We start from the raw sequence: 18,678 nt of genomic DNA on the forward strand, positions 1-18,678 counted from the left end.
CATTATCGAGATGCGATCAGTACTTCCACCTCAGTTTTCGAATCATGCCCACTCACCGGGACGACCACATTTCTGGATCACTTGATCCAGGTTTACTCGGGGAACCGCTCCGGGCGACGAAGCCCGGCGCACTGGGTAAGGAGATCCCGCATGTGGACCGCTGAATCGATGAAGTTCGGGGCGTTCCTGGCCCCCTACCACCCCCTTGACGCCGACCCGGCCCTCCAGCTGCGGCGCGACATCGATCTCATGGAACACCTCGACCACCTCGGCTTCGACGAGGCCTGGATGGGCGAGCACCACTCCACCGGCGCCGAGATCGTGCCCGCGCCCGACGTTTTCATCGCCGCGGCCGCCGAACGCACCGAACGCCTGCGCTTCGGCACCGGCGTCATGTCGCTGCCCTACCACCACCCGCTGGTCACCGTGGACCGCATCACCCAGCTCGACCTGCAGACCCGCGGACGGCTCATCTTCGGCACTGGGCCCGGCAAGATCCCGCTCGACGCGCACATGATGGGCATCAACCCCTCCGATCAGCGCCGCCGCCAGGGCGAGGCGCTCGAGGCGATCCTGGCGCTGCTGCGCGGCGAGGTCGTCAATATGACCACCGACTGGTTCACCCTGCGCGACGCGCGTGCCCAGCTGCCCACCTACGATCCGGCCGGGATCGAGGTCGCCACCGCCTCCACCATCTCCCCCAACGGGTCGGTGCTGGCCGGCACCCACGGGCTGTCGCTGCTGTCGCTGGCCGCCAGCTCGCCCATGGGATTCGAAGTGCTGGACCGCAATTGGGGCGTCTACGAGAAGGCGTGCGCCGAACACGGGCACATTGCCGACCGCTCGCGGTGGCGGCTGGTCAACCCGATCTTCCTGGCCGAGACCCGCGAGGAGGCCGAGCGCGCGGTGAGCCGGCGCATCGGATCCATGGCCGCCTACGTGAACCGGCAGACCGGCGAGAACCCCGCCTGGGCCGACACGCCCAAGGGAATCATCGACCAGTGGCGCAATGACAACCTCGGCGAATTCGGGCAGGCCATCATCGGCACGCCCGACGAGGCGATCGAGCGGATCGAGAAGCTGATCGAGAAGACGGGCGGCTTCGGCACCATGCTCGTGCTGCACGTGGACATGGCGAGCTGGGAGGACACCAAGCGCAGCTACGAGCTGTTCGCCTCGGAGGTGATCCCGCACTTCAAGAATCGCAACCGCCGCCGCGAGGACAGCCTGCAGTACGCCGCCGACAACCGGGAACTGCTGATCGGGCAGCTGGTCACCGCGATCACCAAGGCCCACACCGACTACTACGGCGAAGCCGCCGCGACGGGAGCCTGACACCATGCGCGCCACACAGTTTCTGAACGGCGAGTTCACCGCCACCGAGGTGGCCGAGCCGCCCGCCCTCGGACCCGGCCAGCTGCGCATCGCGGTCGCCGCGTGCGGCATCTGCGGCAGCGACCTGTCGATGTCCAAGGACCCCTGCCGATTCGTGCAGGTAGCCACCGACAGCGGGTATCCGCTGGCGACCTTCGACACCGAGCGGCCGGTGGTGCTCGGGCACGAGTACGCGGGCACCGTCAGCGAGATCGGTTCCGGTGTCACCGATTTCGCGGTCGGGGACCGGGTCGCCGGGATCGGGCTGGCCACCGAGACCGCCACCGGGATTCCGACGATCATCGGCTACTCCAACGACTATCACGGGGCGTTCGGCGAGAGCATCGTGGTGGACTCGTGGTGGGTGCGGCATGTGCCCGACGGGTTGTCGCTCGAGCACGCCACCTTGGCCGAGCCGCTGCACGTGGGCGAGATGCATGTGCAGCAGTCGGGGCTGACGCCCGAGGACTCGGCGCTGGTGATCGGCTGCGGGACAATCGGCCTCGGGGCCATCATCGCGGCGAAGGCGCGCGGGGCGCGGCTGGTGGTCGCCTCCGAACCCTCGCCCAAGCGCCGCGAGCTGGCGCGGGCCGTCGGCGCGGACATCGTGGTCGATCCGAACGAGCAGGATCCGATCGCGGCCTGGATGACGGCGGTGGCACAGCAGGATTCGGTTGTCGGCCAGTCCGGCACCGGCATTCTCATCGCCTTCGAATGCAGCGGGCGCGCCGGAATCCTCGGCACCCTCATGCGGACCATGCCGTTCAATTCGCGCATCCAGGTGGTGGCCGCGCCGTTCGCCGACGAGCCGATCATTCCGGTGGTGGGCCAGTTCCGGCGGATCGCCATCAATTTCGGGCACGGGCCGTACGAGAACGCCTACGAGATCACCTTGGAGCGACTGGCGGCCGGGCAGATCGACGCCGAGGCGATCATCACCGGCCGCGTCGGGCTCGACGGGGTAGCCGAGGCGTTCACCGCGCTGCGGGACCCGGAGGAGCACGTGAAGATCCTGGTGCTGCCGGGTCGCTGAACTGCCGGTCCGTCCGATCCGGGGGTGGAGGGCGACATGGGTTGGGGCCCTCCACACCGGGATTGGCTAATGCCCAGCGATTTTGCGACAAAGCGCCCCGGAGCGGGTCCGCCAGTTCCGACACGTGACAGGTTATTCTGGCGAAATGTCGGCAAACAATGCTGTTGGGGAGGACGTGGCGAGTACGGGCGAGGCCCAGGTGATTGCCCTGTGCAATCAGAAGGGCGGCGTCGGAAAGACCACCTCGACGGTCAATTTAGGTGCCGCGCTTGCCGAGTGCGGGCTGCGGGTCCTGTTGGTCGATCTCGACCCGCAGGGCGCGCTCTCGGCGGCGCTCGGCGTGGCCCACCACAACCTGGAACTGACCGTCTACGACCTACTCGGCCGCAACGCCCCGCCCATCGACGATGTCCTGATCAAGACCGCCGTCACCAATCTGCATCTGCTACCCAGCAATATCGACCTTTCCGCCGCGGAGATCCAGCTGGTCAACGAAGTCGGCCGCGAACACTCCGTGAGCCGGGTGCTGGACCCCATCCGCGACCGCTACGACTACATCCTCATCGACTGCCAACCGTCGTTGAGCCTGCTCACCGTCAATGCCCTGGCCTGCGCCGACGGCGTCATCATCCCCATGGAGTGCGAGTTCTTCTCGCTGCGCGGCCTGGCCCTGCTCAACGACACCATGGAAAAGGTTCGCGAACGCCTCAACCCGCGCCTCGAACTGTCGGGAATCGTGGTCACCATGTTCGACTCCCGGCTGCTGCACTCGCGCCAGGTCCTCGACCGAGTCGCCGACACCTTCGGCGAACGCCTCTACGACACCATGATCTCGCGCACTGTCCGCTTCCCCGACTCCACCATCGCCGGCGAACCCCTCACCACCCTGGACCCCAAATCCAAAGGCGCCGAGCAATACCGCGAGCTGGCCCGCGAATTCCTCAAGCGCTCGGGCCGAGACGCGGCCCAGTCCTCGCTGCCGTTTCCGCAGTAGGCGGGCCGTGCAATAACGGTGGTGCCGTGGTCTCCCCTCCGGAGCACGACACACACCGGCTCAATAGTTGTCGCCGAAAGCGGCCCGCTGGGCGCGTTCCAGCCAGCCGCCGAACAGCCTGCCCAGCAAGGGAACCGGGACGCCCGCGGCATCGTCCGGACCGGCGACCGACAGCAGCCAGGCGGGCATGAAACGCAGGGTCCACAGCGGGGCCGTACTTCGCATGTGGTTCTCGAAGCCCTTCCACGTGGGCTCGTCGAGGACCGGGGCGAGGCGGCCGAGTAGTTCGCGTTCCTCGTCCGCGGCGTGCGCGGCGAGTTGACCGCGGACGGCGGTGGTGAGCTCGGACAGGCGGTTGGCCGCCGCGGAGTCGGCGACCGGCGTCGCGCCGAACTCCTGCCACGCGCTCAGCAGGGTGGCGAGCTCGGAGTGTTCCGCCGCAAGGATTTCCAGGGCCTGTTCATCGGCGCCGGCGTCACGCAGGCGCGGCCACAGGAACTCGTCCTCGCCCTCGTGGTGATGATGGATCACCGTGGCAAGCTTGCCCAGGTATTCGGCCAGCGCCTTGGCGCGCACCGGATTCGGCGTCGCCGCCAGGTCCAGGGCGGTCCGCTGGACCCGATCCAGATCTCGAATCATGGCCCGGTGAGCCAGAAGCATGGTCTTGTGACCTCGGGGCAGGCCGGCAACGGATGACACGGGCATGATGGCTCCTCGACGTGTGGCAGTGACGCCACGTCCCGACGCTACACTACATTCATAGTGTCGGACACTACAGACATAGTGCAAGGAGGAGTGATGTCCCGCCGGGAGCAGGTACTGAACGCGGCGATCGAGGTCCTGGCGACCGAAGGCCCCCGAGGGCTCACCTTCCAGGCCGCCGACAAGGCCGCCGCCGTCCCCGCCGGCACCGCCTCCAACTCCTTCCGCACCCGCGACGCCCTCCTCCTGGGCATCGTCACCCACCTCGTCGAACTCGACCGCCACGACTGGGAAGTCGTCAGCGGCCTACTCCGCCCCGACACCCACGCCGCCCTCGTCGAAGCCCTCACCGCCGTCACCCGCCACGCCCTCGGCCCGGCCCGCAGCCGAACCCTGGCCCGCTACACCCTCTTCCTCGAAGCCGTCGCCAACCCCGACCTCCTCGAACCCCTGGCGATTGCCCGCACCACCATCACCACATGGCTCGCCCCCTGGCTCGAACGCCTCGGCTCCCCCACCCCCGCACCCCACTGCCACACCCTCCTCGACCACCTCGACGGCCACATCCTCCACCAAATCACCTGGCCGAAACCTGAATTCGACCCCGAACCAGGAATCCGAGCACTGGTGCACGGACTACTGCCCAACCCCTGATAGCGCCAAACCATCAGGGTGGAAACACATTCCGCCCCTAAATGCTCCGCCTGCCGAGTTGATGTTCGGAATGAACACGGTTATTGCCCGGAATCGCCACAGCAAGGTCTTGTCCGGAAGACCGGCTTAGACTATCTCGAAATATGTTGCAATACTGGACATTTCGGGTTCCGAGGATGATCACGCGGGCGTAAAATGGAGGCATGGATTCGAATGGGGTGACACTCGACGACTGCGGTATCGCTGAACTGGCGGCCGCGGTCTCGACCCTGACCGAATCCTTGCAGAACGGGATGGTGGAGTTCTCCGACGAGGACGTTGTGTCGTTGATGCGGCAGCTCGAAACCTGCAAGCGTCAACTCGCCGCACTGGATACCCGTCTGATCATCGAAGCCGGAGAACGGTCGCTGCATTCGCGCAGTGGCGCGGGGAAGATGGTGCCGTTCCTGCGCCACACCCTCGGACTGTCCCGCTACGACGCGTCGGTGCGGGTGAAGATCACCCACCACTGCGGCGAATTCGTCCAGCAGACCGGGCATGTCGCGCCGCCGGTACTGCCCGTGACGGCCGAAGCGTTTGCGGCCGGGGAGATCTCGCGCGATCACGTGCGTCACATCATGGACGTGATGAACCACCTGCCGGTTGATGTGCCTGCCGAGGCGCGGGTGGAAGCCGAACAGATTTTGGTGGACTACTCCCGTCATGGGTGGCCCGATGATCTGTTGAAGATCGGGCGTGACATCCTCGCCCGCCTTGATCCCGACGGGAAAGTGGTGTCGGACGCTGACCGTCGCCGCCGTCGTGGGATCACGTTGTGCCGTCCCGGCGTGGATGGGATGACCCGGATCGAGGGCTGGATCACGCCAGAGCTGCGTGCGTGCCTGGATGCGGTGTTCGCGAAGCTGGCGCGGCCGGGCATGTGCAATGTCGAGGATCCGGAAAGCCCGTCGGCCACTGGTGGGTTTATCGCCGACAGTGTTCTTGATGCTGCCGCGCGTCGTGATCGTCGTGATGCCGGGCAGCGGACTCATGACGCGTTGCTGGCGTTGGTGCAGCCGGGTGTGAACATGCGGACCCTGGGCATGCACCGTGGGCTGCCGGTCGAGGTCGTGCTCACCATGAGCCTGTCCGACCTCGAGAACGGCACCGGTGTCGCCACCACCGCGTCGGGCACCCAGATCTCGGTCAACGAGGCGCTGAAGATGGCCGAGGGCACCCGGCCGGTGATCGCGGTCCTCGATGGCGACGGGATGCCGCTCTACCTGCGCCGCTCCCGCCGCACCGCCAACCGCGCCCAACGATTGGCACTTCTCGCCCGCGACAAGGGATGTACTCGACCAGGGTGTGAACAACCCGCCAACATGTGCGCCGTCCACCACATCAATGACTGGGCCAAGAACGGGCCAACCGACGTCACCAACCTGACCTTGGCGTGCGACCACTGTCACGCGCTGGTCAACGACGGCCCTGATGGCTGGAAAACCGTTGTAATGGGTAAAGATTCGCTTTACCCCGGCCGGACGGGGTGGATCGCGCCGAAGAGTGTTGATCCGACCGGCACCCCACGCGTGAACGATCGTCATCACGTGGGGCAGGCGATCGCCGCTGCCGTCGATTCCAGTTGCCGAACGTGGCGCTCACGGGCAGCGTGACACCCGGCTGCTCGTGTCGCACTGGCGTGCGCAAAGCTGCGCGAAGTGTGGTCACCTCGCCTGCCCTGCCGGACTGGGGCTGACGCCGGGTTGGGATCCGTATCCCGCCGATCCCAGCCCACGGACTGCATGCATCACCTTCTACAGACAAACCCCAAAGATCTCGTCGTCCTTGCCCCGGGACGATGCGCGGCCGAACCTAGAGGGGGCTGGTAGGTGAGGGGCCTCGCAAGCTCGGCCACCTCTCTTCCTTCTCCAGGCGTCTTTTGTCTTTGGTCTTCTTTTGTCTTTGGTCTCGTCTTGATCCCGACTACAGCAGGGCGCGAGCTCGATGCTCCTCAACAGCTTGGCGGGTTTCCTCGGCGACCAGGTCGGCGTTGATGTGGGCGCCTGCCATGGAGCCGGCGGCGGCGGAGTTGCCCACCTGAGCGGAGAGGTCAGTGACGTTTCCCGCCGCCCAGACGCCGGGGACTTCGGTGCGGCCGGTGGCGTCGGCGGGAATGTATTCGCCTACGCCCGAGGGGTGGGGTGTTGGGGTGAGGCCGAGGTCGGTGAGGAAGGCAGCTCGGGGTCGCATGTGGGTGGGGGCGGCAAGAACTTCACGGGGGATGACGGTGCCGTCGGTGAGGCGGACGCCGGACAGGTGGTCGGCGCTGACTTCGACCGACGCGATTTCGCCGGTGACGACGCGGATTCCCCGGGCGGCCAGTTGTTCCGATTCCTCCTCGGTGGGCGGGGTGTTGGTGTGGGCGAAGTAGACGATGTCGTCGCTCCACTGGCGGAAGAGCAGGGACAGGTGGATGGCCATGGGGCCCAGGCCCAGAACGCCGATGGGACGGTCGCGGACCTCCCAGCCGTGGCAGTAGGGGCAGTGGATGACGTCGTGGCCCCAGCGGTCGCGCAGGCCCGGAATGGCGGGGAGTTCGTCGACCAGGCCGGTGGTGACGAGCAGACGGCGGGCCCGGACGGTGCGGGCGTCGGCGAGGGTGACGACGAAATCGTCACCGTCCCTGCGGATTCCGGTCACCTCACCGGAGACGATGCGGCCGCCGTAGTCGCGGACCTCCTCGCGGCCCCGGGCCAGTAGTTCGGCGGGCGGGACGCCCTCGCGGGCGAACAGGCCGTGCACCCGGTCGGCGGGGGCGTTGCGCGGGGCGCCCGCGTCGATCACCGCCACCGTGCGGCGGGCCCGGGCGAGCATGAGGGCTCCGTTCAGGCCCGCGGGTCCGCCGCCCACCACCACCACGTCGTAGCTGTCGTTCAGCTGATCGGTCATTGATGACCACCTCCTGCCTACGACCATGCGGACCGCGCGGGCATATCGGCAACGTTCTTTGCCGATGTGGCAAACTGGGGTCATGACCGAGGATATCGACGCAGCCCTGGAAGGGGTGGGCCTACGACTCCGTGAGCTGCGCAAACAACGGGAAACCACACTGGCCGAGCTGTCCACGGAGACGGGGATCTCGGTGAGCACACTGTCGCGGCTGGAATCCGGGGCGCGACGGCCCACCCTGGAGCAACTGCTGCCGCTGGCGCGCGCCCACGGCGTCACCCTCGACGAGCTGGTGAACGCGCCCGACACCGGGGATCCGCGGGTCCACCTGCGGCCCATCACGCGCGGCGGGATGCAGATGCTGCCGTTGACCCGGCGGGCGGGCGGCATTCAGGCGTTCAAAATCATCATGGACCCGAAAATCGGTCGCACCGAACCGAATCCGCAGACCCATGAGGGCTACGAATGGCTGTACGTCCTCAACGGCCGGTTGCGGATGATCCTCGGCGCGCACGACCTGATCCTGCAACCCGGCGAGGCCGCCGAATTCGATACCCGCGAGCCACACTGGTTCGGCGCGGCCGACGATCAGCCGGTCGAATTCCTCAGCCTGTTCGGCAAACAGGGCGAGCGCGCCCACTTCCGCGCCCGGCCCCGCAAGGACTGATCACGCTGGGCAGCACCCCGATCAGGCCGGGTAGCGCGGACCGATCAGCGCCAGCGCGGTTTCCACCGCCACCGGAATGATCTCGGTGATGTCGCGCCCGTCCTCCACCGTGGAGGCGATGAGCTCACGGAAGCCGCCGTAGAGGATTGTCGCCATCCGGCGGGTCGGCGGGTGCAGGCCCGCGCCCTGGAATTCCGTTGTGCCGGCCAGGGTTTGGATCAGCGTGATGAACGCGTCCGCGGCGTCGCGCTGCAGGTCCCGGGCCCGCTCCCCCAGCGCCGGGATGTCACGGATCCAGGCCAGCGTGATCGGGGTGTCCTCGCGCGAGGCCCCGATCCACGCCTCGATCGCCTGATGGATCTGGGTGTCCCACGGCGCGGCCACGTCCACGGCGGCGTAGATCTGCGCGATGGTGTCGTTGTTGCGTTCGGTCAGCAGCGCCACGAAGCAGTCCTGCTTGTCGTCGAAATGCTCGTAGAAGGTGCGTCGCGAGGTCTTGGCCAGGCGCACGATATCGGCGACCGTGGTGTCGCGGTAGCCGCGCTCGCGGATCGCGTCGGCCATGGCATCGAGCAGCCGACGCCGGAAGCCGGACTCGGCGGCGGTGTCGGCGCTGGTGGCGGGGTCGGCGCGGGTCACGAGCATCAGCGTAGTTTGCCCGGATCTCGGTGGGCGCCGCGGCGGCCGGTGTGTTCGCCGCGGCGCTGGTCACCGAGGTCAGGCGGTCACCGGTTCGGGCCCGCGATCGGCGCTCGCGGCCCGCACCGAGCGGCGGCCGAAGCGGATGGTGCCGTCCTCGATTCGCCCGTGCCGCAAGGTGATCACGTCCTGCGCGTAGTTCATGCCCAGCCGCCAGGGCGGGCGCGATCCGGCCTTGGGGAAGCGGTCCATCGACCGCAGCACGTAGCCCGCCTGGAAGTCGAGCAGCGGCGTGGTGGACACCGCCGGGTCCGGCCACGGCGTGGCCTGGCTGTACCCGTGCTCGTCGAGGTGCCGCAGCAACCGGCAGACGAATTCGGCGACCAGGTCGGCCTTGAGCGTCCAGGAGGCGTTGGTGTAGCCGATGGTGAAGGCGAAATTCGGGACGCCGCTGAGCATCATGCCCTTGTAGGCCATGGTGTCGGACGCCGCGATCTCGCGGCCGTCGACGGTGAGCGCGATGCCGCCCAGCGCCAGCAGATCCAGTCCGGTCGCGGTCACCACGATGTCGGCGGGCAGTTCGGTCCCGGACTCGAGGCGGATGCCGTCCGCGGTGAATCGCTCGATGCGGTCGGTGGCCACCGAGGCGCGTCCGGCGCTGATGGAACGGAACAGATCCCCGTCGGGCACCAGGCACAGCCGCTGATCCCACGGGTTGTAGCTGGGATTGAAATGCGTGTCGACGTCGTAGCCGTCGGGCAGCTGCTTGATGGTGAGGCTCCGGAAGAACTTGCGCATCATGGCCGGTCGCCGCTGGCTGAGCTGATAGATGACGGTGCCGATGGCCACGTTCTTCCAGCGGGTGACGGCGTAGGCGCGCCGCTCCCCCAGCCATCGCCGCAGCGTGGTGGCGACGGCGTCGACGGTCGGCGCGGACATGATGTAGGTGGGCGAGCGCTGCAACATGGTGACGTGCGCCGCGGTCTCGGCCATGGCGGGCACCAGCGTCACCGCGGTCGCTCCGCTGCCGATCACCACGACCCGCCTTCCGGCGTAGTCGAGTTCGGCGGGCCAGTGCTGCGGATGCACGACCTGTCCGCGGAAGTCGGCCAGACCGGCGAACTCCGGGACGTAGCCCTCGTCGTAGCGGTAGTAGCCGCTGCACAGGTAGAGGAAGTCGCAGGTGATGGTCGAGGCCCTGCCGTCGTGCTGGTATCCGACGGTCCAGCGCGCTTCTTCCGAGTCCCAGGAGGCCCCGGTCACGCTGTGCCCGTAGCGGATTCGCTGGTCGATGCCCGCCTCGGCGGCGGTGTCGCGAATGTAGGACAGGATGGCGGGCCCGTCGGCGATGGCCTCGGCCGCCACCCACGGGCGGAACCGGTACCCGAGGGTGTGCATGTCGGAGTCCGACCGCACGCCCGGATAGCGGAACAGGTCCCAGGTCCCGCCCATGGCCTCGCGGGCCTCGAGGATGGCGTAGCTGCGATCCGGGAACGCGTCCTGGAGATGATGCGCCGCCCCGATGCCCGACAGTCCGGCCCCGACGATCAGTACGTCCACGTGTTCGGTCATCGTCCCGCTCCCTTCGCGGCCCGCGTCCGCGCCAGGCCCATCACGACCGACAGCACGTCGAAGTAGTGCGTCGGGGTCACCCGGGTGAGGGTGTCGAACAGATACGCGTCGGGTCCGACGAGGATGCGCGCCTTGCCGCGTTCGACTCCGCGGCAGATGATCTCGGCCGCTTTCTCCGGGCTGGTCATGGTCATGGCCTCGAATTCGGCGGCCATCTGCTCGTGGCTGCGGCCCCGGCCCTCCGGGTCCTGGCGGACGCGTCCGTTGCGGGCGATATTGGTGCGAATGCCGCCGGGGTGCACGGTCACCGCCGAGACGCCGGTCCCACGCAGTTCCTGCCGCAGCGCGTCGGTGAATCCGCGCACCGCGAATTTCGCCGCGCAGTAGGCGCTCTGGTACGGCATGCCCGCCAGTCCGAACACGCTGGAGGTGTTGACGATCGCGCCGCTGCCCTGTTCGACCAGGATCGGCAGGAAGGCCCGGGTCCCGTTCACGACGCCGTCGAAGTTGATCTGCCGCAGCCATTCGTCGTCCTCGGGCACGGTGTCGAGCACCGAGGAGGACACGGCCACACCGGCATTATTGAAGACCGCGGCCAGGGGTGCGGTCAGCCACGCCTTCACTTCCTCGGCGAAGGCCAGCTGGTCGGCGGCGTCGCGTACGTCCAGCACCCGGGTCAGCACCGGCCCGTTCAGTCCGGCCGCGGTCTGCTTCAACCCGTCGGCGTCGATGTCGGCGATGGCGACCGGCGACCCACGGCGGGACAGCAGGTGGGCCAGTCCCCGCCCGATTCCCGAGGCCGCGCCGGTGATCATGACCGGGTGACCGGACAGCGGCCTAGAGGATCGGGGCATCGGAACTCCTGAATTCGACGGTGCGGATGTGGGTGTCGATGAGGTCGGCGAAGGTGGGCCAGAGCGCGACCGGCAGATCGTGGCCCATGCCCGGCACGGTGTGCAGGCGCGCGCCCGCGATCGCGGCGGCGGTCACCGCGCCGCCGGTGGGGTTCACCATCTGGTCGCGGTCGCCGTGCACCACCAGTGTGGGCGCGGTGATGGTCCGCACCTCGCGAGTCCGGTCCCCGGACTTGAGGATTCCGGCGAGCTGACGGCCCACGCCCGCCGCCGGGCGCGGATCGCGATCCCAGGTGAGGCCCGCCGTGGCGCGGATGCGCGGCTCGTCGAGGGGATATCCGGCCGACCCGATGTGCCGGTACATGCGCACCGCCGCCTCGACATGCTCCTCCCGCGTGCGAGCGGGCCTGGCGAACATGCGAATCCAGGTCGACGGCGCGGGCCGCCCCACGCGCGGCGCACCCGTGGTGGAGAAGATCGACGTCAGCGAGGACACCCGCTCGGGATGGCGGGCCGCCACGGTCTGGGCGATCATCCCGCCCATCGACATGCCGACCAGGTGCGCCGACCGCCAGCCGAGGATGTCGAGCAGGCCGGCGGTGTCGGCGGCCATGTCCCCGAGATCGTATTGCTGTGCGTCCCAGCGCTTGCGGGCCATGGCGAGTCCGCCCGGCGGCCGGAACCCGGCGTGGGTGGAGGTGCCGACGTCGCGATTGTCGAATCGCACCACGTCGTAGCCGCGGACCACCAGCTGCGCGACCAGACCGTCGTGCCATTCGTGCTTCTGCTGCCCGAGTCCGGCGATGAGCAGCAGCGGCACGCCCGCGCCCTGCCGCTCATAGGTGAGGGTGATGCCCCGCCCGACCTCGGCGACCCGCTCGCTCATGCGGTCACCTGCTCGCCGCGCGCGTCCAGGGTGGCGGGGGATTCGTTTGTGACAGTACTGGATTCGACCGGCACCGCGCCGGTGTCGCCGGACTCCACGCCAGCGGCCGGCCGCGGCGCCCTGCGGTACACGACCGCGCGCCCCTTCTTCGCGGGAGCCAGTGCGACGCCACGGAAATGGGTGCGCTCGTCGGGCGCGTCGGTGGGCGCGAGGGTGAAGTCACGCAGCAGCACCCGCAGCACCACGTTCATCTCCATGGTCGCGAACGCGGCCCCGATGCAGCGGCGCGCGCCGCCGCCGAACGGAATCCAGTTGAACGTCCCCGGCCGCGCGTCGACGAACCGGTCCGGGTCGAAATCGCGTGGGTTGGTGAACAATTCCGGATTGTCGTGCATGAGCCGGATGCTGACCAGGACGTGCTGGCCGCGCGGCAGCGTCCAGCGGCCCAGCCGGAAATCGTCCACCCGCACCTTGCGGGCGGTGGCGTCGATGACCGGGCGCACCCGCTGGACCTCGAGCAGCGTCGCCTCGCGCAGCGCGGAGCCGCCCGCGTCGGTCTCCTCGACCAGGCGCGCCAGGATGTGCGGATGCCGGCGCAGCCGTTCGACGGTCCAGGCCAGCGAGGTGGCGGTGGTCTCGTGGCCCGCGGTGAGCAGGGTGAGCAGCTCGTCGGCGATCTCGCTCTGCGTCATGGCCGAGCCGTCGTCGTAGCGGGCCTGCAGCAGCATGGCCAGCACGTCGTCACGGTCGGCCAGGTTCGGGTCGGCGGCGGCGCGGCGGATGAGCCGCCCCACGATCTCGTCGTAGCTCGCGCGGTGGGCCTGGAACCGCGCCCACGGCCCGAAGCGCCCGAACAATCCGGGCGGCACCGGCAGCGCCGCCAGCGCGGAGGCGACCAGCACCAGTTTCGGGATCACCTCGCGCAGTTGCTCGAATTCCGCTCCCTCCGCACCGAATACGGCGCGCAGGATCACATTGAGCGTGATGCGCATCATCGAATCCATGGTCGCGAATTCGCGCCCCGACGGCCAGGTGGCCATCTCGCGGACGGCCTCCTCCTCGATCAGCGATTCGTAGACCGCCAGCCGCCGCCCGTGGAAGGGCGGGGTGAGCAGTTTGCGCTCCTTGCGGTGCTCCTCACCGCGTCGCGCGAACAGCGAACCGGGGCCCAGGAATTGACCGAGGTTGATGTCGAGGTTGTCGACCAGATCGGTGTGGGTGGTGAACAGCGCCTTCACTTCGGCGGGGTCGGAGAGCACGACGGTGGGCCCGAAACGCGGCATCGACACCACGAACGCCGACCCGTAGCGCTGATGCAGCCGCCGCCAGGCGCGGGTGCGCCCGGCCAGAATCTCGATGCCCTGCACGAAGCCCGGCGTCGTCGGTCCGTCGGGCAGTGTCACTGTGGTCATGCGCCATCTCCCAGCGTGGTACCTCTGCGTACCAGCGCGACGGTACGCCGGTGTACCAGGGTGTGGCAAGGGTCACTTTCGCGACGTCAGAGGCGATGGGGTGGCGTTTTTCGCTTACCGGCCGGTGCCGACGAGCAGCGCGACGATGGCCTGGACGAATCCCTCGATGCGTTCACGGGGGTATACATCCGGTTCGCTGACCGCCATCCGGCCCAGCATCTCGGCGATGGTCAGCAGCGAGTTGGTGAGCAGGCCGGAATCGATTCCGGCCCAGCGGGAATCGGTGATGAGGCCCATGCGGACCAGCGCCTCGGCCTGGTCGAAGATGCCCGCGCGGGAGCTGCGGATGGCCTCGCGGTATTCGTCGGGGGCATTGCCGGGACCCGAGAGCAGCAGCCGCCACCGGGTCGGATTGTCCAGGGCCACATCGACGAACGCGCGGACCGAGGCGGAGGCCGCGACCACCGGATCCGCGCCGAGCAGGTCGGTGGGCAGGGTGTCGGCGACCTGCTCGAGGGCGCGTTCGCGTTCGCGTTCCAGCAGGGCGGCGACGAGTTCGGCACGGGTCTTGAAGACGGTGTACAGCACGGGTTTTCCCACACCGGCCTCGGCGGCGACGGCCTCCATGCCGAGCTCGTGGAGTTCGGCCTTCTCCAGGACCGCGAAGGCGGCGTCGAGCAATTGCGCGCGACGTTCCTTGGGTGGCAGCCGGGGCGCGTAGCGCCGGCGCGGCCGGTCGGCCGTCATGCCCTCATCCCCTGCCTCCACCGTCATCGGCCCCATTCTGTCATCCCGGATCGCGAGGTCACGCGCCCACCCAGGGTAAAGCTACGCCACCGTTGTATTCATTCCACGCAATTGCTACGGTGGCGTTGTATTCCATGGGATCGAACCTGTAGAGGAGCCCCCAGTGACCTTCGATCCGACCACCCTCCGCCGCGACGACTACGGCTTCTTCGGCCCGGATTCCCCGAGCTGGAAGGTATGGACCTCCCCCACCGCCGTCATCGGATTCCAGCGCGCGGTCACCCTCGAGCACTTCGATCCGTTCCTGACCGCGGCCGTCGCCGACACCGGCAAGATCTACTCCGAGCCCCGCGACCGCCTCGACGCCACCTTCGCCTACTTCCTGATCGTGGCCATCGGCGATTCCCGCACCGCCATCCAGGCCTCCGAGCATCTGATGACGGTGCACGCGAAGAACACCGGCATCGAGCCGATCAGCGGCCAGCGCTACAGCGCCAACTCCCCCGAGACCCAGCTGTGGATCCACATCACCGGCTGGCAGTCGGTGCTCAAGGCCTACGAGATGTTCGGGCCCGGACTGACTCCCGAGGAGGAGGCGCAGTACTGGCGTGAGTGCCGCATCGCCGCCGAGCTGCAGACCTGCAAGCCCGAGGACGTGCCGATCACCCGCGAGGGCGTGCGCCAGTACTACGCGGATGTCCGTGCGCGCCTGTGCACGTCGGAGGCCGCCCAGGACGGTATGCGGCAGCTGCTGTTCACCTCGCCCAAGAACGGCGCGGGCTGGACCTACGCGATGGGCGCGCGGCTCCTGTCGTTCGCCTCCATCGCGACCCTGCCGAAGTGGCAGCGCAAGCTGGGCCAGTTCGACCGGCCCGGCCTCGTGGATCTCATGGTGCGCCCGGCGGGCCGGATCCTGGTGTGGCTGTTCACCCTTTTCGACAAGAAGGGCCTGATCATGGCCGCGCCGATCATCGCGCCGATGGCCGGGCAGATCCTCGAACAGCACATCAAGGGCGAGCTGCCCGCGCGGCTGGAGACGGTGACCCCGGCCGATGCCCGCCGCCTCTACGGGACGCGCGGGCATCGGACCGTCACCGCCGCAAGCTGATCCGGCTCAGATCAGCGGTGTGAAGTCGCGGGCGGCCAGGTACTCCGGCCGCGGACTCGGTGCGGAATACGGGTCGCGCAGAGTGTTCTCGACGCTGTTGAACACCAGGAACAGATTCGAGCGCGGGAACGGCGTGATGTTGCCCGAGGACCCGTGCATCAGGTTCGAGTCGAACAGCAGCGCCGAGCCCGCCGGACCGGTGAACTGGGTGATGCCGTGCTTGCCCGCCAGGTCGGTGAGCGCCTCCTGAGAGGGAACGCCGATCTGCTGTTCCCGCAACGACACCCGGTGATGGTCGGTGGGCGTCTCGCCCTGACACGGCACGAAGGTGCGGTGCGAGCCGGGCATGACCATCAGGCTGCCGTTGAACGGGTAGTTGTCGGTCAGGGCGATCGACAGGCTCACCGCGCGCGGGGCGGGCATACCGTCCTCGGCGTGCCAGGTCTCGAAGTCGGAGTGCCAGTAGAACCCGGCGCCGGTGAACCCGGGCATGTAGTTCACCCGGGCCTGGTGCAGGTAGACATCCGAGCCGAGGATCTGGCGGGCCAGACCCGCGATCCGGTCCTGGCGCACCAGCTCCCCGATCATCGGGCTGAACCGATGCACGTCGAAGACCGAGCGCACCCGATGCGAGGCCCGCTCGATGATCACGCGCTCGTCGAGCAGCAGCTCGGGATCGCAGGTCAGGCGCTGCATCTCGGTCGCCACCGCCCGCACCTCGTCCGGGTCGAGCAGCAGGTCCAGCACGGCGTAGCCGTTGTCGTCGAACTCGGCCAGGCCGTGGGAGTCGATCGGGCCCCAGACCGTCGGGTCGTCGCGCTCGATGGGCGGCGTCCCGGCGACCGTGCGGGTGCGGTAGCGGTCGATCAATCCGTAGTCGGACAAGGTCATTCGAATCTCCTAGTCGACGGCGACCAGCGGGTAGACACCGTTCTCGTCGTGAACCTCCTGCCCGGTCACCGGCGGATTGAACACGCACAGCATGCGCATCCGGGTGCGGGCGAACAGGCGATGGCGTTCATGGCCGTCGAGCAGATACATGGAGCCGGGGCCCAGCTCGTAGGTGAGGCCATGGTCGAGATCGACCAGGGTGCCGTCGCCCTCGACCAGCCAGACGGCCTCGACGTGATTCTGATAGTGGAATTCGTGGACGGACTCGGCGTCGATGGTGGTCTCGTGGAACGAGAACCCGACCCGGTCGCCGCCCAGCACGATCCGCTTGCTGCGCCAGCCCGGACCCGCGACATCGCGGTCGGTGCCGGTGATCTCGGCGGTGGTGCGCACGATCATGTCAGCGACCCCGTCCGCTGCCGACGACGTCCAGCGAGGAGGCCAGCAGTTCCAGTCCGTGGTCGAGCTCGTACTCGGAAATGGTCAGCGGCGGAAGCAGTTTCACCACCTCGTCCTCGGCGCCGGAGGTCTCGACCAGCAGTCCGCGCTGGAAGGCGGCGGCGCACACCTTCTCCGCCTGGGAGGCGTCGTCGAAGACCAGGCCGTGCACCAGCCCGCGCCCGCGGGCGCTCACGCCGTCGAAGGCCGCGGCCATGCCGGTCAGGGCGCGATCGATGCGCGCGCCCTTGGCCCGGGTGGCCGACTCCAGGCCGTCGTCGGACCAGTAGTGCTCGATGGCGGTGCGGGCGGTCACGAAGGCCGGGTTGTTGCCGCGGAAGGTGCCGTTGTGCTCGCCCGGCTTCCACTGGTCCAGTTCGGGTTTGAACAACACCAGCGCCATCGGCAGGCCGTAGCCGCCGATCGACTTGGACAGGGTGACGATATCCGGTGTGATGCCGGCGCTCTCGAAGGAGAAGAACGGGCCGGTGCGGCCGCAGCCCATCTGCACGTCGTCCACGATCAGCAGAATCTCGCGCGCGGAGCACAATCCGGCCAGCTTGCGCAGCCATTCCACGCTGGCGATATTGACCCCGCCCTCGCCCTGCACGGTCTCGACGATGACGGCGGCCGGACTGTCCAGGCCGGAGGAGGCGTCGTCGAGGACCCGCTCCATCCATTCGAAGGAGTCGCCCTCGGCGCCGGACAGGTAGCCGTCGAAGGGCATCGAGGTGGCGTGCTGCAACGGCACGCCCGCGCCCGCCCGTTTGGCGGCATTGCCGGTGACCGAGAGCGCGCCCAGCGTCATGCCGTGAAAAGCGTTGGTGAAGTTGAGGATCTCGGTGCGGCCGGTCACCTTGCGGGCCAGTTTGAGCGCCGCCTCGACCGCGTTGGCACCGGTGGGTCCGGGGAACTGCACCTTGTAGTCCAGGCCGCGCGGCCGCAGGATGCGCTCGCGCAGCGATTCCAGCAGTTCGCGTTTGGCGACGGTGGACATGTCCAGGCCGTGGGTCAGGCCGTCGCCCGCGATGTAGTCGAGCAGCGACTGCTTGAGCACCGGGTTGTTGTGGCCGTAGTTGAGCGCGCCCGCGCCGGCGAAGAAGTCCAGGTATTCGCGGCCGGTCTCGTCGCGCAGCCAGGCTCCCGAGGCGGTGTCGAACACCGTCGGCCAGGAGCGGCAGTAGCCGCGCACATTCGATTCCAGATCCGCGAACACGGACAGGTCGGGGGTGGTGGTGATCATCGCGGTTCCTCCTGAGTGGTCACCGGTGCGATGCGGTAGAGATCCTCCGGCTGATGCCCGCCGGGGAATTGATCCGCCGAGAACAAGGTCGTGCGGGTCAGAGCCGCGCCCCGGCGGCGGGCCAGGGCGGCGAACATGGCCACCGACGCCGGATTGTCCGGCGAGATGGTGGTTTCGAGCTGGGTGATGCCGTACGCGGTGGTGCGTTCCAGCAGCGCGTCGAGCATGTCCACACCGAGTCCGTGCCCGCGGTGCGGCTGGTCCACGGCCACCTGCCAGACGAACAGGACGTTGGGCCACGCCGGCCGGGTGTAGCCGATGACGAAACCGGCTACCTCGCCGTCGATCTCGGCGACCATCGAGGTGGCCGGGAAATCGCGGCACCACAGCAGATAGGCGTAGCTGGAGTTGGTGTCGAGTACCCGGGAGTTCTCGGCGATCTGCCACATGTGCGCGCCGTCGGCGAGCTCGGGTTCCCGGATCTGGATGGTTTGCTGGGATATCGCGTCAAATTTGCTGATTGGGATCTGCATGAC

Annotated in this window: 19 protein-coding genes; 7 read left to right on the forward strand and 12 right to left on the reverse strand. The window is 68.3% G+C overall.

Annotated elements, in window-relative coordinates:
- The first annotated feature begins 150 nt into the window (after positions 1-150).
- From ACFRAQ_RS27830 to ACFRAQ_RS27840, 3 genes are all read left to right on the forward strand, one after another.
- Positions 151-1,335: an LLM class flavin-dependent oxidoreductase gene (locus ACFRAQ_RS27830; RefSeq protein WP_379104766.1), complete on the forward strand. Its 1,185-nt coding sequence runs from the start codon at positions 151-153 to the stop codon at positions 1,333-1,335.
- 4 nt (positions 1,336-1,339) lie between these two features.
- The gene (locus tag ACFRAQ_RS27835) at positions 1,340-2,407 is read left to right on the forward strand and encodes an alcohol dehydrogenase catalytic domain-containing protein (protein ID WP_379104769.1); all 1,068 of its coding nucleotides are present in this window, start codon (positions 1,340-1,342) and stop codon (positions 2,405-2,407) included.
- Between the two features lie 145 nt (positions 2,408-2,552).
- Entirely contained in the window at positions 2,553-3,401 is an 849-nt protein-coding gene (locus ACFRAQ_RS27840; protein WP_379104771.1) for a ParA family protein, read from the forward strand.
- 60 nt (positions 3,402-3,461) lie between these two features.
- Here the strand turns inward: ACFRAQ_RS27840 and ACFRAQ_RS27845 are convergent, their stop codons facing one another.
- Positions 3,462-4,106, reverse strand: coding sequence for a hemerythrin domain-containing protein (locus ACFRAQ_RS27845; protein ID WP_379104773.1), 645 nt, complete (start codon positions 4,104-4,106; stop codon positions 3,462-3,464).
- A gap of 93 nt (positions 4,107-4,199) precedes the next feature.
- Here ACFRAQ_RS27845 and ACFRAQ_RS27850 point away from each other — a divergent pair, with 93 nt between their 5' ends.
- On the forward strand, positions 4,200-4,757 hold the full coding sequence (locus ACFRAQ_RS27850; RefSeq protein ID WP_379104776.1) for a TetR/AcrR family transcriptional regulator: 558 nt from the start codon (positions 4,200-4,202) through the stop codon (positions 4,755-4,757).
- 203 nt (positions 4,758-4,960) lie between these two features.
- Complete coding sequence (locus ACFRAQ_RS27855; RefSeq protein WP_379104779.1) at positions 4,961-6,409, forward strand: DUF222 domain-containing protein; 1,449 nt, start codon at positions 4,961-4,963, stop codon at positions 6,407-6,409.
- A gap of 310 nt (positions 6,410-6,719) precedes the next feature.
- On the opposite strand, the gene ACFRAQ_RS27860 is transcribed toward ACFRAQ_RS27855, so the two are convergent.
- Positions 6,720-7,685: an NAD(P)/FAD-dependent oxidoreductase gene (locus ACFRAQ_RS27860; RefSeq protein ID WP_379104782.1), complete on the reverse strand. Its 966-nt coding sequence runs from the start codon at positions 7,683-7,685 to the stop codon at positions 6,720-6,722.
- A gap of 82 nt (positions 7,686-7,767) precedes the next feature.
- On the opposite strand from ACFRAQ_RS27860, the gene ACFRAQ_RS27865 reads away from it, so the two are divergent.
- The gene (locus ACFRAQ_RS27865; protein ID WP_379104784.1) at positions 7,768-8,352 is read left to right on the forward strand and encodes a helix-turn-helix domain-containing protein; all 585 of its coding nucleotides are present in this window, start codon (positions 7,768-7,770) and stop codon (positions 8,350-8,352) included.
- Positions 8,353-8,373: 21 nt separating this feature from the next.
- Here the strand turns inward: ACFRAQ_RS27865 and ACFRAQ_RS27870 are convergent, their stop codons facing one another.
- The 6 genes from ACFRAQ_RS27870 to ACFRAQ_RS27895 all read right to left on the reverse strand — a co-directional run bounded on the left by ACFRAQ_RS27870 (position 8,374) and on the right by ACFRAQ_RS27895 (position 14,489).
- Positions 8,374-8,991 carry a TetR/AcrR family transcriptional regulator gene (locus tag ACFRAQ_RS27870; RefSeq protein ID WP_357287162.1) on the reverse strand — a complete coding sequence of 206 codons (618 nt, stop codon included), beginning with the start codon at positions 8,989-8,991 and terminating at the stop codon, positions 8,374-8,376.
- A gap of 78 nt (positions 8,992-9,069) precedes the next feature.
- A complete protein-coding gene (locus ACFRAQ_RS27875) occupies positions 9,070-10,563 on the reverse strand; it encodes a flavin-containing monooxygenase (protein WP_379104787.1) in 1,494 nt (497 codons plus the stop codon).
- Positions 10,560-11,417 (reverse strand): SDR family NAD(P)-dependent oxidoreductase, encoded by an 858-nt coding sequence (locus ACFRAQ_RS27880; RefSeq protein WP_379104790.1) that lies wholly within the window; start codon positions 11,415-11,417, stop codon positions 10,560-10,562. Before ACFRAQ_RS27880 ends, ACFRAQ_RS27875 begins: the two co-directional genes overlap by 4 nt.
- Complete coding sequence (locus ACFRAQ_RS27885) at positions 11,401-12,303, reverse strand: alpha/beta fold hydrolase (RefSeq protein WP_379104793.1); 903 nt, start codon at positions 12,301-12,303, stop codon at positions 11,401-11,403. The genes ACFRAQ_RS27880 and ACFRAQ_RS27885 overlap by 17 nt, the downstream gene beginning before the upstream one ends.
- A complete protein-coding gene (locus tag ACFRAQ_RS27890; RefSeq protein WP_379104796.1) occupies positions 12,300-13,715 on the reverse strand; it encodes a cytochrome P450 in 1,416 nt (471 codons plus the stop codon). Before ACFRAQ_RS27890 ends, ACFRAQ_RS27885 begins: the two co-directional genes overlap by 4 nt.
- A gap of 114 nt (positions 13,716-13,829) precedes the next feature.
- Complete coding sequence (locus tag ACFRAQ_RS27895) at positions 13,830-14,489, reverse strand: TetR/AcrR family transcriptional regulator (protein WP_379104800.1); 660 nt, start codon at positions 14,487-14,489, stop codon at positions 13,830-13,832.
- A gap of 136 nt (positions 14,490-14,625) precedes the next feature.
- Between ACFRAQ_RS27895 and ACFRAQ_RS27900 the strand changes: the two genes are divergently transcribed.
- Entirely contained in the window at positions 14,626-15,570 is a 945-nt protein-coding gene (locus tag ACFRAQ_RS27900; RefSeq protein WP_379104803.1) for an oxygenase MpaB family protein, read from the forward strand.
- 6 nt (positions 15,571-15,576) lie between these two features.
- On the opposite strand, the gene thpD is transcribed toward ACFRAQ_RS27900, so the two are convergent.
- From thpD to ectA, 4 genes are read right to left on the reverse strand one after another with little or no spacing between them, the layout of a single operon-like run.
- Positions 15,577-16,461 (reverse strand): ectoine hydroxylase, encoded by an 885-nt coding sequence (gene thpD / locus ACFRAQ_RS27905; RefSeq protein WP_379104805.1) that lies wholly within the window; start codon positions 16,459-16,461, stop codon positions 15,577-15,579.
- Between the two features lie 9 nt (positions 16,462-16,470).
- Positions 16,471-16,860 carry an ectoine synthase gene (locus ACFRAQ_RS27910; protein ID WP_379104808.1) on the reverse strand — a complete coding sequence of 130 codons (390 nt, stop codon included), beginning with the start codon at positions 16,858-16,860 and terminating at the stop codon, positions 16,471-16,473.
- Position 16,861: 1 nt separating this feature from the next.
- A complete protein-coding gene (gene ectB, locus ACFRAQ_RS27915; protein ID WP_379104811.1) occupies positions 16,862-18,142 on the reverse strand; it encodes a diaminobutyrate--2-oxoglutarate transaminase in 1,281 nt (426 codons plus the stop codon).
- Positions 18,139-18,675, reverse strand: coding sequence for a diaminobutyrate acetyltransferase (gene ectA / locus ACFRAQ_RS27920; protein WP_379104814.1), 537 nt, complete (start codon positions 18,673-18,675; stop codon positions 18,139-18,141). Before ectA ends, ectB begins: the two co-directional genes overlap by 4 nt.
- Positions 18,676-18,678 lie beyond the last annotated feature (3 nt).

It is taken from the genome of Nocardia sp. NPDC056611, assembly GCF_042792755.1.
Classification (GTDB): Bacteria; Actinomycetota; Actinomycetes; order Mycobacteriales; family Mycobacteriaceae; genus Nocardia.

Bases quoted from the DNA above. Each gene is read 5' to 3' on its own strand.
- ACFRAQ_RS27830 (WP_379104766.1), top strand. From the start codon at position 151: ATGTGGACCGCTGAATCGATGAAGTTCGGGGCGTTCCTGGCCCCCTAC.
- ACFRAQ_RS27835 (WP_379104769.1), top strand. From the start codon at position 1,340: ATGCGCGCCACACAGTTTCTGAACGGCGAGTTCACCGCCACCGAGGTG.
- ACFRAQ_RS27840 (WP_379104771.1), top strand. From the start codon at position 2,553: ATGTCGGCAAACAATGCTGTTGGGGAGGACGTGGCGAGTACGGGCGAG.
- ACFRAQ_RS27845 (WP_379104773.1), bottom strand. From the start codon at position 4,106: ATGCCCGTGTCATCCGTTGCCGGCCTGCCCCGAGGTCACAAGACCATG.
- ACFRAQ_RS27850 (WP_379104776.1), top strand. From the start codon at position 4,200: ATGTCCCGCCGGGAGCAGGTACTGAACGCGGCGATCGAGGTCCTGGCG.
- ACFRAQ_RS27855 (WP_379104779.1), top strand. From the start codon at position 4,961: ATGGATTCGAATGGGGTGACACTCGACGACTGCGGTATCGCTGAACTG.
- ACFRAQ_RS27860 (WP_379104782.1), bottom strand. From the start codon at position 7,685: ATGACCGATCAGCTGAACGACAGCTACGACGTGGTGGTGGTGGGCGGC.
- ACFRAQ_RS27865 (WP_379104784.1), top strand. From the start codon at position 7,768: ATGACCGAGGATATCGACGCAGCCCTGGAAGGGGTGGGCCTACGACTC.
- ACFRAQ_RS27875 (WP_379104787.1), bottom strand. From the start codon at position 10,563: ATGACCGAACACGTGGACGTACTGATCGTCGGGGCCGGACTGTCGGGC.
- ACFRAQ_RS27880 (WP_379104790.1), bottom strand. From the start codon at position 11,417: ATGCCCCGATCCTCTAGGCCGCTGTCCGGTCACCCGGTCATGATCACC.
- ACFRAQ_RS27885 (WP_379104793.1), bottom strand. From the start codon at position 12,303: ATGAGCGAGCGGGTCGCCGAGGTCGGGCGGGGCATCACCCTCACCTAT.
- ACFRAQ_RS27890 (WP_379104796.1), bottom strand. From the start codon at position 13,715: ATGACCACAGTGACACTGCCCGACGGACCGACGACGCCGGGCTTCGTG.
- ACFRAQ_RS27895 (WP_379104800.1), bottom strand. From the start codon at position 14,489: ATGACGGTGGAGGCAGGGGATGAGGGCATGACGGCCGACCGGCCGCGC.
- thpD (WP_379104805.1), bottom strand. From the start codon at position 16,461: ATGACCTTGTCCGACTACGGATTGATCGACCGCTACCGCACCCGCACG.
- ACFRAQ_RS27910 (WP_379104808.1), bottom strand. From the start codon at position 16,860: ATGATCGTGCGCACCACCGCCGAGATCACCGGCACCGACCGCGATGTC.
- ectB (WP_379104811.1), bottom strand. From the start codon at position 18,142: ATGATCACCACCACCCCCGACCTGTCCGTGTTCGCGGATCTGGAATCG.
- ectA (WP_379104814.1), bottom strand. From the start codon at position 18,675: ATGCAGATCCCAATCAGCAAATTTGACGCGATATCCCAGCAAACCATC.